Here is a 14,044-nt window from a genome sequence, read left to right on the forward strand (position 1 = left end):
TTTCAACCCTCCAGCCTGAGCCCGGCCTCCTCGTTAACCTTTCTCCAGCTCCTCCCGAACAGCAGGGGGAGCTTTCCGGGCTTTACCATCTTCTCCCACCTTTCGAGTAGCCTGGCCTCCTCGCGGAAGGCCCATTCAGTCAATGCCCTCAGATCCTCCGGGGTCTTTTCAATCTCCCTGGCCTTCTCTATTATCTCGCCCTGAAGTCCCTCCCTCTCACGGGCGAAGTCGTCGATGTAGGTGCGGTAGTTCGTCAGGAACCTCCTGTGGAAAGCCTCGAAGCGCCACCAGTATGCCTCAGGATCGTAGCGGTCGGTGGGTTCCTTCCCGAGGTCCGGAAGGCCCCCCTCAAAGGTCACCGGCTTGAAGATGCTCAGACAGGGGTTCGAGGTGCCCGTGAACCAGTGAAGACCGGTTCCAAGCTCGGAAACCTGCGATGAAGCCGTCTGAGAGGGCCTCGTTAAGCCCCCGTAGTGCATGCAGATGTCCCTCATTGAGCCCTTCTCCGGGCGGTAAGGCTCAAAGGAGTGGGAGCGCAGAAGGTACATCATGTACTCGAGCGTTATCTCACCCTCGCGCTCCCTCAGCTTCTTCAGTGTGAAGGCCCTCCGCTCCCTTCCATGGGCAAAGTGGGTGTAGAACCTGTCCGAGAAGTGCTTCGCAAAGCTGAAGGAGCCCTTTCTTGCGAGCCTTTCAACGCCTTCCGATGCCATATCCCAGTCGTTCTCAATCGTCAGCGCGTTGGAGATAGAATAGACCCCATCGATTTTCTTTGCCGCCCACTCCCTCCCAACGGTCTCAAGAACCCAGGCCTCCTGAGGGTCGGCTATTATGAAGGAGCTGAAGTAGAGCAGCTTATGGCTCCTGCTCCCGTTTCCTCCCTGAAGTCCCCCCTCAACGATGCCCGTTATGAACTCCAGGGCTTCCCCCGCGCTCCTGGTTCTCTCAAGGGCGAGGCGTATCATGTCCATCCCGGTCACGCCACTCTCCGGCACCTTCACCTTCGTGAAGACGGCGGTGTTGCCTATTGCCACCTCGAACTCGTTCACGCCCATCTCAGCCCCCCACATCCACCACGGACGGGAGAGAATCACCGCGTAGGTTTCCTTGACCTGCGGAAAGTCCACGTAGGTAAGCCTGACCTTCTCCGCCCCGTGCTTGGTTCTCGGTATGAACTCAAGGATTTGAGCCTCGTTCGGCTCCCTGTCGCTGTTCTTGGCGAAGAGCATTACCCCCTCCTTCGTGGCCTCAGGTGCGGCCACCAGAACATCGCACATGGTCCCACCACATCAACTTGGAGGAAGTTTTATAAGAGACTTTCCGTAGGGCCGGCCGATGAAGAGGGAAAGGGCTATCCTCCAGGGGCGCAGGGAGAAGGCAGGGAAGCTCAGGCGGCTAAAGGTGAAGAGAAAGAACGTCCTCCTCCTAGCGGTCTCCATGTTCCTCGCCAACGTCTCCTTCGGAATGGCCTTCCCGTACCTGAGCGTCTACATGCGCCTCATCGGCGGAACGATGCTCATGGTAGGTCTCCTCAGCGTGGCCTTCAACCTGACCTCCACGGCCTTCCAGTACCCCTTTGGCTACCTCTCCGACTCCACCAGAAACAGGAAAGGCTTCATAGCCCTCGGCCTCTTCTCCACGGGCTTCTTCTACGCCCTGATGGCCCTGGTATCGACCCCCCTGGCCCTACTCGCCCTGAGAACGGCTCAAGGAGCGCTCGGCTCGGCAATGATGCCTGCCAAGTCGGCCCTCATAGCGGAGCTTTCCACGAGGATAGGCTCGGCCTACGGCCTCTTCTCAACCGTTGAGAACGCCGGCTACATGTCCGGGAACTTCCTCGGCGGCTTCCTTGTAAAGAGAATCGGAATAAGGGGGATATTCATGCTTTCCGGCGTTCTGCTGGCGGTTTCCGCGGTTATAGCCCTGGCTATGCGCGAGAGACCACGGCCGAAAAGAGCGCCGAGGCTTCTCCTGATCCCCCAGGAAGGGCGGGAGAGCGATAGGGCGACCGTCGGAAAGAACGCCCTGGGAAGGCTGATGAGGGGCCACCTCGGAACCTTCTACCTCAGCGTCCTGCTGATGATGGTAGCCAGCGGCCAGGTTTACTCCGTAGTCCCGGTTTACTTCGGCGAGACCTTCGGCGAGGAGTGGGTCGGCCTGCTCTTCGGCATCGATTCCCTCGCGGCCGCCCTGAGCGGCTACTACATCGGGAGGCTCATCGACAGGTACGGGGCCAAAAGGTTCTACCTCCTCTCCATAGCCGGCTACGGTATCGCTTTCCTCGGTTACGCCTTCGCGGGAAGCATCTACCTAATGCTCCCCGTTGCCTTCCTCTCGGGTGTGAAGTGGTCCATGACGCTGAATTCGGCCTCCACTTACGTCGCCGAGCGGGTGAGGGTGAGCGAACGCGGCCAGGGGATGGGCCTGCTGAACGCGATGATGAGCCTCGGCTGGGTCCTCGGTCCTCTCCTCGGGGGCTACCTATCGGGGATAAGCTTTACCCTGAACTTCGTGAGCACGCTGATTCCCCTCGGGCTGGCCTTCGTTTTAGCCCTCAGACTGCCAGGGTGATGCACTCCGGAGGAACGCGCTCGACTATCCTGACGTTCTTTCCGGCTTTGTATATCCTCAGGCCTCTCTTCCTCAGACAGTCGGCGTCTATGACGAGAAGAACCACGTCCCTCCCGTGCCTCCTGCCCGTTTCGACCGCCTCGCTTCTGCTCGTCGTTAGATGGACGAACTGCCGCTTCATCGGGCTGAGGCCCTCCTTCAGAATCCGCTTGAGGTTCCTCCTCGGCGTCCCGTGGTAAAGAACCCCCGATTCCGTGTCCTCCTCGTGGTCCAGCCCAACCTCAAAGCTGTGGCCGTAGCGGGCGCGGATTTTGTCTCCTCTAATCTCGTAGCGCCCCTTGGGGTCGAGCCGGACTATCTCCCTAACGAACTCCTCTGTGACATCGGGATAAACGCTCCGCAGGGCACTCACCAGGTCTTTGAAGGGCACAAAGCCCCTGGCGTCAGGCTTCAGCCCGAACTCCTCCGGGGAGTGGCGCAGAATGTAGGCCATCAGCCTGCTCACCCTGACCCTCGACGGCATGGAGAAGAGTGGAGGGAGGAAATAAAAACCTCACGGAAGCTCGATGACCACCCACACCGGCCTGTGGTCGGAAACCTCGACGTCGCAGAGGCAGCCGTAGTCCTTAACCTGGGCCGGCCAGTCCTTCTTGAGCAGGATGTAGTCTATGTTCTCCTCGTCCCTGACCCCGTTGCGCTCCCAGAGGAAGGTGTACGGGGGCCTCTCAGGGAAGGCGTCGCGGTAGTCGCGCGTGAGTATTGCTATTGCCTCCTCGTCAGGCTCCGCGTTGGTGTCGCCCCCTATTACCTGGGCCACCGGTTTGCTCTCCGCGAACTTGAGCAGCTCCTCGGCCTGCATGGCCCTCTCCTCCTCGCTCAGCCCCATGTGGACGTTCACTAGGGTGAGGCCGAGTTCCTCGATGAAGACCTTCTGTGCCGGCCTCGCCTGGCCGACGCTCTCTAGGTTGAGTTCACCCTCTGTTCTCATGTGCCAGTGGGAGAAGACCGCTATGCCGTAGCTTCCCTCAACAGCGGGCTTGTACTCGTAGGCGTAGCCTAGGCGGGCGGAGATGAAGAGGGGCACGTCCTGGTAGCCGTTGGCTATCATTCCGCCAACAACCTCCTGGGCCAGCCACACGTCCGGCCTCTGCTCGGCTAAAAGGTTAACCAGTTCATAGCCGTTGAAGGTGCCGTCGTAGGGCCCGAAGCCCTGGTGGACGTTATAGGTCCAGATGAGGACCTCCTTTTTCGCTTCGCCGTAGGTTGGTCCCGCGTTGAAGAGTGCCAGGGTTACCAGGGAAGCGACGATGAGGCCGGCCAGCGGGCCGGCGATTTCCCTCGCGCTTGGGAGCTTTACCTCGGCGCTCTTCCCGTAGGCGCTGAGGGCGTAGGCTATCGATGCTGCCAGGATGAGGGCCTCAAGCCTGTCCTCCATGAAGGCCAGCCCTATGTCCCTACCCACGTAGGCACCTATGGCGAGCGTTGAGACGAGGAAGAGGTAGAACGCACCTATGACGCCTCCCCTGCTGCCCTTGGCGTTCTCGACCAGCGCCATTGAAGCCGCGAGAGCTAAGGGGAGGCCGATGAGCGAGAGGGGCCCGAGGAAGAGCGTGGCCGAGCCGAGGACGAGCAGGGCCATCGCGAGGGAGGGCTTTCTGGCAAGGTACGGGCCGAGAAGAATCGCCAGGGCCACGAGCAGGGAGAAGCCGATGAACTCGGGCAGGTAATAGACCGTCATCCCCGAGTAGCGCATCACGGCGTTGGGGTAGATGAGGCCGAGCTCGAGCAGGGCGGCGAAGGCGTACAGCCCAAAGCCGGGCTTTTTAAGCGTCCCCTGCTCCTTCCAGAGGGCGTATGAGCCAAGGAACAGAAGAACCGCCAGGATTGCCCTCGTGTAGGGAAAGTCAGCCGGCTCTCCGCCGGTGGCCAGGACGCGGAGGCTCAGGTCAGCGACAAGCCCCATAGCCAGGTACTTCACGTCAAGCTCCTTGACGAGGGCCAGAGCCACGGGCAGGGCGAAGGCCGCTATCAGGTGCGTGTACTCTGTTGCGTCCGTGGCGAGGAGCGCGATGGCGTAGGCGGCCATTATGGCCGCTCCGGCTTTCCTGCTAAGCCGCCCGACGAGGAACGCCGCAAGCAGGAGCAGGAGAATCCCCAGTCCGGAGGGGAAGTTCATCCCGTAGAAGAACGTCTTTTCCAGGCTCGAGTAAGCGCCGGCGACGAAGATTCTCATGCTCGACGCGAGAAGCACCCCCGTTCCGAGGCCGAGGAGTACTCTATCCCTTTCGGCTACCTTCATGCGATCACCTAAAGAGGAAGTTCGTCGTTGGGGACTTAAAGTTTGTCCAGCTCAGAGGAAGAAGGGAAGCAGGAAAACCAGCGCCCCCAGGAGAAAAGCCGCCTCCATCCTCCTGAAGACCTCCCTTCTCCCGGCCCCGTTGAGCCAGCGCCGGAGCTGGAAGATAGCGAAGATCATGAAGGGCAGGAACAAAACGGAGAGGAGGGGATAATAGCCGAGGAGGCAGTAGACGACGACCATGAAGGAGGAGAGGGCAAAGAGAAGCATCCCGACCTTTATTCCCCTCTCCCGCCCGAGCCACGAGGCGGACGTTCTTGCCCCCAGGGCGAGGTCCTCCTCTATGGTCGGTATTGCGAGTATCATGTGGCCTGCCGAGAGGAGAACGAAGAAGGGGAGGGAGTAAACGACCGCCCATCTCACCGGAAGGCCGAGGGACTCGAAGATGAGCCCCATCGTGACGGGGCCGTAGGTGAGACCGTTGGTCAGTGAATCGACGAGGGGCCTCGCCTTGAAGCGCAGCGGAGGGGCGGAGTACGCTATGGCGAGGAAAGAGGCGATGAGCGTTATGATGAGGGCCTTGAGGGATATCAGTGCGGAAAGGGCAAGCGCCGGAATTAGGAGGCCGTAGCCGAGGAGTTTAGCGCCCCTCAGGCTCACCTTTCCGCTCACGAGGGGGAGCTCGGTTCTGTTGGCCAGCAAATCCAGCTCGTAGTCGTGGTACTCGTTGATGACCAGGCCCGCCGACGTGACGAGGAAAACCACGAGCATCGCTATGAGAAAATCAGCCGTGAAAAAAACTCCGTAGTGGTAGCGCGCGATGGTAAAGGCCACTAAGCCCGGAACGAGGGAGGGAAGGGCGAACTTGGGACGAAGAAGGGAAAGTAGAGCCCGAAGCTCCACTCAGCGGAACCTCCTGAGCGCCATCTCAGCGGCGACGCTTATCGGGTCAATCGTCGGGCTTACCGGTGGGGCGTAGGCGGTCTCAAGGTAAACGACGTCCTCAACGATCGCCCCCTTCTGCGCCAAAGCCGAGAGCGTCATTATCCTGCCCCAAACCCTTTCCCCGCCGACTATCTGCGCGCCGATTAGCTTCCTGTCGGACTTCCTGAAGATTACTTTAACCGTTATCGGCTTGCCGCCGGGGTAGTACTCGGGTTTTGTGCTTCCCTTGAACTTGCCGACTGCTATTTCAATGCCTTCCCTCTTCGCCCTATCCTCAGTTATACCAAAGGTGCCTATCTCGAGGCCGAAGAGCTCGGTTATAGCCGTGTTGAAGACCGGCCTGAAGGCGACGTTCTTTCCGGCTATGTGCTCCGCTGCCACTTTCGCCATTCTTACCGCACTCGTCCCGAGCTGGCTGAGTGTCCTTTGCCCGGTAACGGCATCAATGACCTCCGCGCAGTCGCCTATCGCGTAGATGTCCGGGTCGCTCGTCTGGAGGTGCTCGTTGACGACTATTCCACGGTTCACCTCAAGCCCCGCCGCCTTGGCGAGGTCAACGTTGGCCCTCACACCTGTGGCAACGAGAACCAGATCGGCCGGGACTTCCTCATCGCCCATCTTGACCGCTTTGACCGGGCTTCCGATTATCTCGCTAACTCCCTCGTTGAAGCGGAAGGAAACGCCGTGCTTCTCCATCTCGGCCTGGACGAGCTTGGCGGTATCTTTGTCCAGCATCGTGGGCAGAAGCCTGTCCATCAGCTCTACAACCAGAACCTCCATGCCGAGCTTCGCGAAGGCCTCAGCCCCCTCGAGGCCGATTAAACCGGCGCCGATGACGACGGCCTTCTTCGGCTTCCTCTCGGCTATGTAGGCCTTTATCCTCCTCACGTCGTCGAGGCTCTTGAGGGTGAACACTCCCTCGTTCTCCACGCCCTTGATCGGCGGGACGAAGGCCTTAGAGCCAACTGCCAGGACAAGCTTGTCGTAGGGGACTTCGCCCTTGTCGGTGATTACAGCCTTCCTCTCGCGGTCTATTGCCCTGACCTCGGTGTTGAGCATGAGCTGGATCTTCTGCTTTTCGTAGAACTCGTTGGGGAAGACGATAACGTCCTCGGGCTTCTCTATCGTGCCGCTGATGACGTGCGGCAGGGCGCAGGGAGAGTACTGCATCGTTGGTTCCTTCCCGATGACAATGATCTCGGCTTTTCTGTCGAGCTTTCTCATAAAGAGGGCGAAGTTGCTTCCCGCGGTTCCAGAACCTATTACGACGATTTTCATGAGCACCACCGGAGGGAGAAGGGCGAGGAGGTATAAAAAGTTGGCCTTGGTGGGGAGATCAGAACCTCACGGCTCCACTACCGTTCCCCGGTGCCTCCCCCTCACCACGTCGAAGAGGTGATAGGCATCACTCTTCCCGACTATGTAGGTCTTTATCTTGCCGCGCTGGATGAACTTGGCAGCCAGGGCATCCACGACGCCGCTTCCACCTGCTTTGCTCTCGGCCTGCATGGCAATCTCGACGAGCTGGTCAACGGTTATCCTGTCAAGCTTCTTCGCGTTCGGGTTCTTCTTTGGATCGCTGTCGTAGACGCCGTCAACGTTGGTGATGACCACCAGAAGATCCGCCTGGAGGTACTCGGCGAGAAGGGCAGCGACAGCGTCGGTCGTGTGGCCCGGGTGAGTTCCGCCCATTATCGGTATCTTCTTGAGCTGTATAACTTCCCATGCCTTCCTGAAGTCCTGAACCACGAAGGGGTAAGCCTTCTCCCCCAAAGCGGCTATGAGGAGCATCGCGTTGGCGCGCGTGATGTGGATTCCGATGTAGTCCTTGAAGGTCTCGTTGGGTGTGAAGGTCTTCGCTGCTTTAATGTACTTCCTGGCAACCTTTCCGCCGCCGACTACCACCGCCACCTCGTGGTCTTCGCTTATCTTAACGAGCTCGTAGGCGATGGCGTTGATAAAATCAATGTCAGGATCGTCCGGGACAAGAACCGAACCGCCTATATCGAAGACTATCCTCATGATGACCCTCACGATGCTAATCGGGGCCCCTTTATAACCTTTTTCTTGCCGGGAAGATGATAAAGAAAAGGGGTCAGCCTATCTGGAAGGCCGAACTCCTCAGCTCACCGCGCTCGAATCGGTAGGGGTCGTACCACTCCCAGTCGAGCGGCACGCTGCTCCTTCCCTTGGTCATCAGCTCGGCCATGGCCTGTCCAACTGCCGGGGCCATCATGAAGCCGTGCCCGCTGAAGCCAGCCGCAATGTAGAAGTTATCAAGGAGTTTACCTATCGCAGGGTTGCTGTCGGGCGGTTTGGCGTAGAACCCTGCCCACTGACGGACGATGTGCGCATAGCGAAGCGGCGGGGCGATTTTCACGGCATAGCTGAGAACACCGCGCAGGAAGTCGTAGGTCGGCTCGACGTCGTTTAAGCTTTTAGCTTTGTGCTCTATCCCTGCACCGCAGATTATTCCACCGTCCTCGCCGTCCTGGATGATGTAGGCGTCGTTCCAGCTCGGCGGACAGACGAGGGGCTCTGCCTGTCCAGGCTCGAGGGGTTCGGTCTTGACGAGCTGGTGCTTGTAGGCGGTGATGGGAACGAGGTTCCGCTTTAAGCCAGCCATCTCGTTGATGAGCGGCGCCCAAGCGTTGGCCGCGTTGAGGACGGCATCTACCCTAACCCTCTCGATCCTCCCGTTGTGGCGGAACTTCACGGCCGTTATGGTGTTCCCCTCGCGCTCGAAGCCAACCACCTCGGTGTGCTCGCGCGCATCGATACCCATCTCCCTCGCGCGGAACAGGTAAGCGAAGAGCGTCTTGAAGGGGTTCGCCTTCCCGTCCTTCGGGTTCCACGCCCCAGCCAGGAAGGGCTCGGTGTTGAGGATCGGCACTATCTCCCTGGCCTCATCCATGTCGATGAGCCTCGTTGGGACACCGAACCTGTTCTGGAGCTTTATGTTTGCTTTGAAGGCTTCAACCTCATCCTCACTCGTGGCAAGGAACAGGTAGCCGGTCTGCCTGAAATTTATATCAAAGTTGAGCTCCTCCTCAAGCTTTTCCCAGCGTTCGACGGAGTACTTCATGAGTCTGATGTTGGCCTCGTCCGTGAACTGCGCCCTGATTCCCGTCGCGCAGCGGAAAGTCGAGCCCGAGCCGAAGTAGTTCTTCTCGAAGAGGATTACCTCCTCCCCAAGTTTGGCCAGTTCGTAGGCGGTGGCAACTCCTATTATTCCCCCGCCGATTACGGCTATTTTACTCATCGGCACCACCCACTATGACCTCTACGCGGACCGGCCTGGTCGGAACCCTCGCACGGGGCAGCGGAATGTCCTCCTGCTTTCTTCCGGTCTTCCTCGCGAGTATGCCAAGCACTATCGGGATGCACGTCCTTCCCTGGCAGGGGCCCATTCCTATGCGGAGGAGCCTTTTGAGCTCCTCGATGTCGGTAATTCCAGAATCGATGAGCGCCTCGACCTCCTCAACGGTCACGTCATTACAGCGGCAGACTATTTTCTTCCCGGCCATTTTTATCACCTCTCGACCCCTCACAGCCCTTTCTTCGAAAGCGCTGGCGGAATGTTTCTGACTCCAACACAGGCTTCCACAACATTGGGTGCCCTCACAAGTGATGCCACTCCACTGTTCACCCCTGAAATGTGCCCTTCGGGCATGTGAGTGTGAACCCTACTGAGGTGTTCCATCTCCTGGCACCCATCGGATAGGATCTCGACGGTCATTCTCTCACCACCTTAATCGCCCTAACCTCCCAGGCCAGCTCTATCGGCACCTCAACGGTGATTATCGGTGTATCTCCCTTGCTCTTTTCCCTGGGAACTACCGTGATCACCTTCCCCCTTCCGACCGGCTCGCCGACCCTGTTGAGCAGGATTACTTCCTCGCCCCGCTTGGGCAGCGGAAGAAGCTCGTGGGGCATCGTTATCCTTGCCTTATCACCGACGTAGTGCATCATGAAGAAGGCCAGGCCGGGGCATATCTGGACGCAGAGAGAGCATCCTATGCACCTGTCGTAGTCCACAATCGGTAAATCGTTCGGGGTGGGCATGCTTATGGCCTCGGTCGGACATATCTCCCTGCACGGGGCGCACGGAATCTCCTGCGGGCATTCCGGAATCGCAACCGGTCTTTTCCTCAGCCTCTCCTCGCTCGGAAGCGGAATGAACTCCTGAAGCTCTTCGGGCGTTATGTAGCCGTTTCTAAGGTAAGAGGGAATTCCACTCATTCTCTCACCACCAGAACCTTCTTAATCCCCTCAAGCACGTGCCTGCCGAACGGGCCGGAGCGGAACTCTACGAGGTCCTTCTGGGCTTTCTCCATCTCCTTCAGCCAGCTTTCGTCCGCTATTCCGAGTCTCAGCGCTGCCGCGATTCCGGCGACCTTGCCCTCAAGCATGGCCGTCGTGGCCTCCTCTATTCCCGCAGAGTCCCCGGCGACGAATATTCCCCCGACCGTTGTTTCCATCCACTCGTCGCGGACCGCAACGTGGCCGCTCAGCTCGCGTACGTAGCGTATCTGACAGCCGGCCTGGTGGAGGAGCTCGATGCTCGGCCTCAGTCCAACGGCGAGGGCTATAACGTCCACCTCGAAGGTCTTCTCAGTTCCTGGAATGACCTGCCATTTCTCGTCCAGCTGAGCTACGACCGCCCTTTCAACCTTCTCCTTTCCCTCGGCACGGAGAATCGTGTGTCTCGTGAGTATCGGGACTCCAAGCCTTCTAACCTTGGCAGCATGGACGAAGTAGCCGCCGACCTTTGGCATGGCCTCGACTATCGCCTTCACCTCAACGCCCGCCTGGATGAGCTGATACGCCAGAATAAGTCCCACGTTGCCGGCCCCAACGATAAGAACCCTGTCACCGGGCTTGACGCCGTAGGTGTTCATGAGCGTCTGTATAGCTCCAGCACCGTAGATTCCGGGCAGATCGTTGTTCTCGAAGGGTATCATCTTCTCCATCGCACCGGTCGCCACTATGACCGCCCTTCCTCTGAATTCTATCAGTTCACGGTTGTTTTTAACCGCCAGAACGAGCTTCTCGTCGCCGTCCTGGAAGATTCCAACAGCAGACGTCTCCAGGAATATTTCGATGTTCTCCCTCTTCCTCGCCTCGTCCTCCAGAATCTTCGCTATCTCAACGCCCCTGACCCCTGCGAACTGCTCACGCTTTCCGAAGAACTTGTGGGTCTGCTTGACGAGCTGGCCGCCGAGCATGGGGTTCTCATCGAAGAGAACAACCTTCGCACCAGCATCCGCCGCGTGTATGGCCGCCATCAGACCTGCAGGACCGCCGCCGATTATCACGATGTCCGCCTTCACTACCTTCGCGTCCTTGAACTCCGGTGGCTTTGCATCCCTCGGCAGCTTGGCCTTTCCGTGCTGGCGCTCTATAACCATGCTATCCTCGACGAGGGTTATGCACGTCCTCACGTTGGGAATCCCGTTCACGACCATCAGGCAGGAGGAGCACTTTCCGATGGCGCAGAAGAGACCTCTGGGCCTCTTCTCGTTGGCTGAATAGTTCAGGACCCGTATTCCTGCCGCATGGAGGGCCGTTGCTATCGTTTCCCCCTCGTAGGCTTTGATGGGCTTTCCCTCAAAGTATATTGTAACCTCTCTGCCGCGCTCAAAACGCAGAACAGGATGCTCAGTTAAGCGCACGGTGTATCACCCATGCACCTCTTCGTTCGCGCATTTATGAAAATTTTTCAACCCGATGGTTACCCACCTTTGGTTTCAGGGACTACCAAAGCTTTATATATCGGCGGCTTTAGATTACTCTGGCGGCGGGCTAGGCCGGGGGGTTCGGCGTCCCCTGTAACCGGAAACCGTCGATATGCCGGGGCCGAAGCCCGGGGGGCGGTTCCCGAAGCCGTCCCCGGAAGCCGGGGCACAACGGTGATCCCTCGTCCCACGGGGCCGGCGGTGGGCGGGGTCCGGCTGGAGGGCCGGACTAACGCCCTTTACCCGCCGAACCCCGCCAGGCCCGGAAGGGAGCAGCGGTAGGCGGGACGTTCGGCGCTCGTGGGGTAGCGGGGGTGAGCGAGCCCCGGTGGAAGGGAACGGTGGAGGGTTCCCACCCCCGGGCGCGCCCGCCGCCACTAAACTTTTAGTGTTTTTTCGCGTACCGGTTCCTGGTGATTATGAATGCATCCAAAGATAGGCTCACTTCTCGCGAGGTTCCCCAGGGTAGAACTCATTGGATGGGAGACGCCGATTCAGTACCTTCCGAAGATAAGCTCGATGGTGGGCGCTGACGTCTACGTCAAGCGCGATGACCTCACGGGCTTTGGAATCGGCGGGAACAAGATAAGGAAGCTCGAATTCCTGCTCGGAGATGCTATAGCCAGCGGCGCTGATACGGTGATAACCCTCGGTGCCGTGCACTCCAACCATGCCTTCGTGACAGCGCTGGCCGCGAAGAGCCTCGGTCTCGACGTCATTTTGGTTCTCAGGGGGAAGGAGGAGCTCAAGGGGAACTACCTCCTCGACAAGCTTGTTGGAATAGAAACGAGGGTCTTTGAGGCAGAGAAGACGGCAGACCTGGTTCCAATGGCGGAAGAGATAGCCGAGGAGCTGAGGGCGGAGGGCAGAAGGCCGTACCTGATCCCGATAGGCGGCGCCTCCCCGGTCGGGACCCTAGGATATGTGGGGGGAGCTGGGGAGATAGCCTCGCAGGCGAAAAAGCTCGGCATCGAGTTTGACACCGTGGTTGATGCCGTCGGCAGCGGTGGCACCTTGGCGGGGATAACCCTCGGTCTGAGCCTTCTGGGGAGCAGAACCGAGCCCGTGGGAATGGGCGTCGGGATATTCACGGGCAGCATGGAGAACAGGATACTGGAGCTGGCCGCGGAAACGCGGAGACTCATTGGAGCTAAGTGCAAAATCAAAAAGCCAAGGATACACGACTACAGCTTCGGCGCCTACGGGAAAATCGTGAAAGAGGTGGGAGAAACCATAAGACTCGTGGCGAAGCTTGAGGGGATACTCCTCGACCCGGTCTACACCGGAAAGGCCTTCCACGGCCTCATGGAGCTGGCCCAAACGGGGGAGCTCGGCGAAACCGTGCTCTTCATCCACACGGGAGGGACGCCCGGACTGTTCCACTACGGCGAGGAGATGCTCAGACTCATGCAAAACCCTTAAAGCCACTCCATCTTTTTTGACTTCGAGGTGTTAAGATGGCGAGCCTTGAGGTCGAGCTTTTCGGGATAAAATTCGAGAACCCGCTCATTCTCGCATCTGGAATAAACGACAAGGTGCCGGAGCAGTGGATTAGGGCGCACGAGGAGGGCGCCGGCGGCGTGGTTACGAAATCCATCGGCATCGAACCGAGGGAGGGCTACGATAATCCCACCATCGTCGAACTGCCCTGCGGTCTCATCAACGCGATGGGACTGCCCAACCCAGGCTGGAGGGGATTTCTTGAGATGGTCGAGGGCTATACGTTTGACTTCCCGCTCATAGTCTCAATTTTCGGTGGAACGCCTGAAGAGTTCGCCTTTCTGGCTGAGAAACTCAGCGGCGTTGCCCATGCCTTTGAGCTGAACCTCAGCTGTCCCCACGCAAAAGGCTACGGCATGGAGATAGGGCAAAACCCAGAGAACGTCTATAAAGTCGTTAGGGCCGTCAAGGACGCCACCGATAGACCGGTCATAGCGAAGCTGACGCCCAACATAGATGACATAACCAAGCTCGGTCTGGCCGCGGAAAAGGCCGGAGCTGACGCAGTCTCGGCAATAAACACCCTCAAGGCCATAGCGATTGACGTTTACGCCAGGAGGCCGGTTCTCAGCAACCGCGTTGGTGGCTACTCCGGACCTGGAATCAAGCCGGTCGCCCTTCGTGCGGTCTACGACCTGGCGAGAACGCTTGATATTCCTATTATAGGAATAGGAGGAATAACCACCTGGCAGGATGCCGTCGAGTTCCTCCTTGCTGGAGCTTCAGCTCTGCAGATAGGCACCGCTGTCTCACTCCGCGGGTGGAAAGTATTCAGGGAAATAAACGATGGAATTTTGGGGTATCTTGAAGAAGAAGGCTTTTCGAGCGTTGAGGAGATAGTCGGACTGGCGCTGGAGGAGTAAAACATGAAGGAATGGGAAACAATCTCGTTGGGCAGGGATTTGAGTCCCGAAGAAATAGAGAAAGCCACAGAAGAAGCTCTCAACGAGGCCACAAGTGACATCGAACTCCCAGAAAACTTTAAACCATCAAA

General features: G+C 58.7%; 14 protein-coding genes and 1 other RNA gene. 4 read left to right on the forward strand and 11 right to left on the reverse strand.

What is annotated here, in order from left to right:
* Nucleotides 1–2: 2 nt before the first annotated feature.
* Nucleotides 3–1,277, reverse strand: a complete 1,275-nt coding sequence (locus E3E37_RS05315; RefSeq protein ID WP_167715597.1) for a C69 family dipeptidase — start codon at nucleotides 1,275–1,277, stop codon at nucleotides 3–5.
* Nucleotides 1,278–1,335: 58 nt separating this feature from the next.
* On the opposite strand from E3E37_RS05315, the gene E3E37_RS05320 reads away from it, so the two are divergent.
* Nucleotides 1,336–2,571, forward strand: coding sequence for an MFS transporter (locus tag E3E37_RS05320; protein ID WP_167715599.1), 1,236 nt, complete (start codon nucleotides 1,336–1,338; stop codon nucleotides 2,569–2,571).
* On the opposite strand, the gene E3E37_RS05325 is transcribed toward E3E37_RS05320, so the two are convergent.
* The 10 genes from E3E37_RS05325 to E3E37_RS05370 all read right to left on the reverse strand — a co-directional run bounded on the left by E3E37_RS05325 (nucleotide 2,555) and on the right by E3E37_RS05370 (nucleotide 11,487).
* Nucleotides 2,555–3,094 carry an RNA 2'-phosphotransferase gene (locus E3E37_RS05325; RefSeq protein ID WP_167715601.1) on the reverse strand — a complete coding sequence of 180 codons (540 nt, stop codon included), beginning with the start codon at nucleotides 3,092–3,094 and terminating at the stop codon, nucleotides 2,555–2,557. The genes E3E37_RS05320 and E3E37_RS05325 overlap by 17 nt on opposite strands.
* Nucleotides 3,095–3,124: 30 nt before the next feature.
* Nucleotides 3,125–4,870, reverse strand: a complete 1,746-nt coding sequence (locus E3E37_RS05330) for an endonuclease/exonuclease/phosphatase family protein (RefSeq protein WP_167715603.1) — start codon at nucleotides 4,868–4,870, stop codon at nucleotides 3,125–3,127.
* Nucleotides 4,871–4,921: 51 nt separating this feature from the next.
* Nucleotides 4,922–5,770 carry a prenyltransferase gene (locus E3E37_RS05335; protein WP_167715605.1) on the reverse strand — a complete coding sequence of 283 codons (849 nt, stop codon included), beginning with the start codon at nucleotides 5,768–5,770 and terminating at the stop codon, nucleotides 4,922–4,924.
* On the reverse strand, nucleotides 5,771–7,090 hold the full coding sequence (locus E3E37_RS05340) for an NAD(P)/FAD-dependent oxidoreductase (RefSeq protein WP_167716290.1): 1,320 nt from the start codon (nucleotides 7,088–7,090) through the stop codon (nucleotides 5,771–5,773).
* Between the two features lie 66 nt (nucleotides 7,091–7,156).
* On the reverse strand, nucleotides 7,157–7,834 hold the full coding sequence (gene pyrH / locus E3E37_RS05345) for a UMP kinase (RefSeq protein ID WP_167716292.1): 678 nt from the start codon (nucleotides 7,832–7,834) through the stop codon (nucleotides 7,157–7,159).
* A 73-nt stretch (nucleotides 7,835–7,907) separates the two neighbouring features.
* Complete coding sequence (locus E3E37_RS05350) at nucleotides 7,908–9,074, reverse strand: FAD-binding oxidoreductase (protein WP_167716294.1); 1,167 nt, start codon at nucleotides 9,072–9,074, stop codon at nucleotides 7,908–7,910.
* Nucleotides 9,067–9,339: a (2Fe-2S)-binding protein gene (locus E3E37_RS05355; RefSeq protein WP_088865218.1), complete on the reverse strand. Its 273-nt coding sequence runs from the start codon at nucleotides 9,337–9,339 to the stop codon at nucleotides 9,067–9,069. The genes E3E37_RS05350 and E3E37_RS05355 overlap by 8 nt, the downstream gene beginning before the upstream one ends.
* Nucleotides 9,340–9,359: 20 nt before the next feature.
* Nucleotides 9,360–9,551, reverse strand: a complete 192-nt coding sequence (locus E3E37_RS05360) for a hypothetical protein (RefSeq protein ID WP_088865219.1) — start codon at nucleotides 9,549–9,551, stop codon at nucleotides 9,360–9,362.
* Complete coding sequence (locus tag E3E37_RS05365) at nucleotides 9,548–10,054, reverse strand: 4Fe-4S binding protein (protein WP_167715607.1); 507 nt, start codon at nucleotides 10,052–10,054, stop codon at nucleotides 9,548–9,550. The genes E3E37_RS05360 and E3E37_RS05365 overlap by 4 nt, the downstream gene beginning before the upstream one ends.
* Nucleotides 10,051–11,487 (reverse strand): FAD-dependent oxidoreductase, encoded by a 1,437-nt coding sequence (locus E3E37_RS05370; RefSeq protein WP_167715609.1) that lies wholly within the window; start codon nucleotides 11,485–11,487, stop codon nucleotides 10,051–10,053. The genes E3E37_RS05365 and E3E37_RS05370 overlap by 4 nt, the downstream gene beginning before the upstream one ends.
* A gap of 123 nt (nucleotides 11,488–11,610) precedes the next feature.
* Here E3E37_RS05370 and ffs point away from each other — a divergent pair.
* The 3 genes from ffs to E3E37_RS05385 all read left to right on the forward strand — a co-directional run bounded on the left by ffs (nucleotide 11,611) and on the right by E3E37_RS05385 (nucleotide 13,913).
* An RNA gene (gene ffs, locus E3E37_RS05375) (signal recognition particle sRNA) lies at nucleotides 11,611–11,924 on the forward strand.
* A gap of 49 nt (nucleotides 11,925–11,973) precedes the next feature.
* The gene (locus E3E37_RS05380) at nucleotides 11,974–12,972 is read left to right on the forward strand and encodes a pyridoxal-phosphate dependent enzyme (protein WP_088865222.1); all 999 of its coding nucleotides are present in this window, start codon (nucleotides 11,974–11,976) and stop codon (nucleotides 12,970–12,972) included.
* A gap of 35 nt (nucleotides 12,973–13,007) precedes the next feature.
* Complete coding sequence (locus E3E37_RS05385; protein ID WP_088865223.1) at nucleotides 13,008–13,913, forward strand: dihydroorotate dehydrogenase; 906 nt, start codon at nucleotides 13,008–13,010, stop codon at nucleotides 13,911–13,913.
* Nucleotides 13,914–14,044 lie beyond the last annotated feature (131 nt).

The organism is Thermococcus sp. ES12, assembly GCF_012027515.1.
Lineage (GTDB): Archaea > Methanobacteriota_B > Thermococci > Thermococcales > Thermococcaceae > Thermococcus > Thermococcus barossii.

Bases quoted from the DNA above. Each gene is read 5' to 3' on its own strand.
- E3E37_RS05360 (WP_088865219.1), bottom strand. From the start codon at position 9,551: ATGACCGTCGAGATCCTATCCGATGGGTGCCAGGAGATGGAACACCTC.
- E3E37_RS05365 (WP_167715607.1), bottom strand. From the start codon at position 10,054: ATGAGTGGAATTCCCTCTTACCTTAGAAACGGCTACATAACGCCCGAA.
- E3E37_RS05355 (WP_088865218.1), bottom strand. From the start codon at position 9,339: ATGGCCGGGAAGAAAATAGTCTGCCGCTGTAATGACGTGACCGTTGAG.
- E3E37_RS05350 (WP_167716294.1), bottom strand. From the start codon at position 9,074: ATGAGTAAAATAGCCGTAATCGGCGGGGGAATAATAGGAGTTGCCACC.
- pyrH (WP_167716292.1), bottom strand. From the start codon at position 7,834: ATGAGGATAGTCTTCGATATAGGCGGTTCGGTTCTTGTCCCGGACGAT.
- E3E37_RS05320 (WP_167715599.1), top strand. From the start codon at position 1,336: ATGAAGAGGGAAAGGGCTATCCTCCAGGGGCGCAGGGAGAAGGCAGGG.
- E3E37_RS05325 (WP_167715601.1), bottom strand. From the start codon at position 3,094: ATGCCGTCGAGGGTCAGGGTGAGCAGGCTGATGGCCTACATTCTGCGC.
- E3E37_RS05380 (WP_088865222.1), top strand. From the start codon at position 11,974: ATGCATCCAAAGATAGGCTCACTTCTCGCGAGGTTCCCCAGGGTAGAA.
- E3E37_RS05340 (WP_167716290.1), bottom strand. From the start codon at position 7,090: ATGAAAATCGTCGTAATAGGTTCTGGAACCGCGGGAAGCAACTTCGCC.
- E3E37_RS05315 (WP_167715597.1), bottom strand. From the start codon at position 1,277: ATGTGCGATGTTCTGGTGGCCGCACCTGAGGCCACGAAGGAGGGGGTA.
- E3E37_RS05330 (WP_167715603.1), bottom strand. From the start codon at position 4,870: ATGAAGGTAGCCGAAAGGGATAGAGTACTCCTCGGCCTCGGAACGGGG.
- E3E37_RS05385 (WP_088865223.1), top strand. From the start codon at position 13,008: ATGGCGAGCCTTGAGGTCGAGCTTTTCGGGATAAAATTCGAGAACCCG.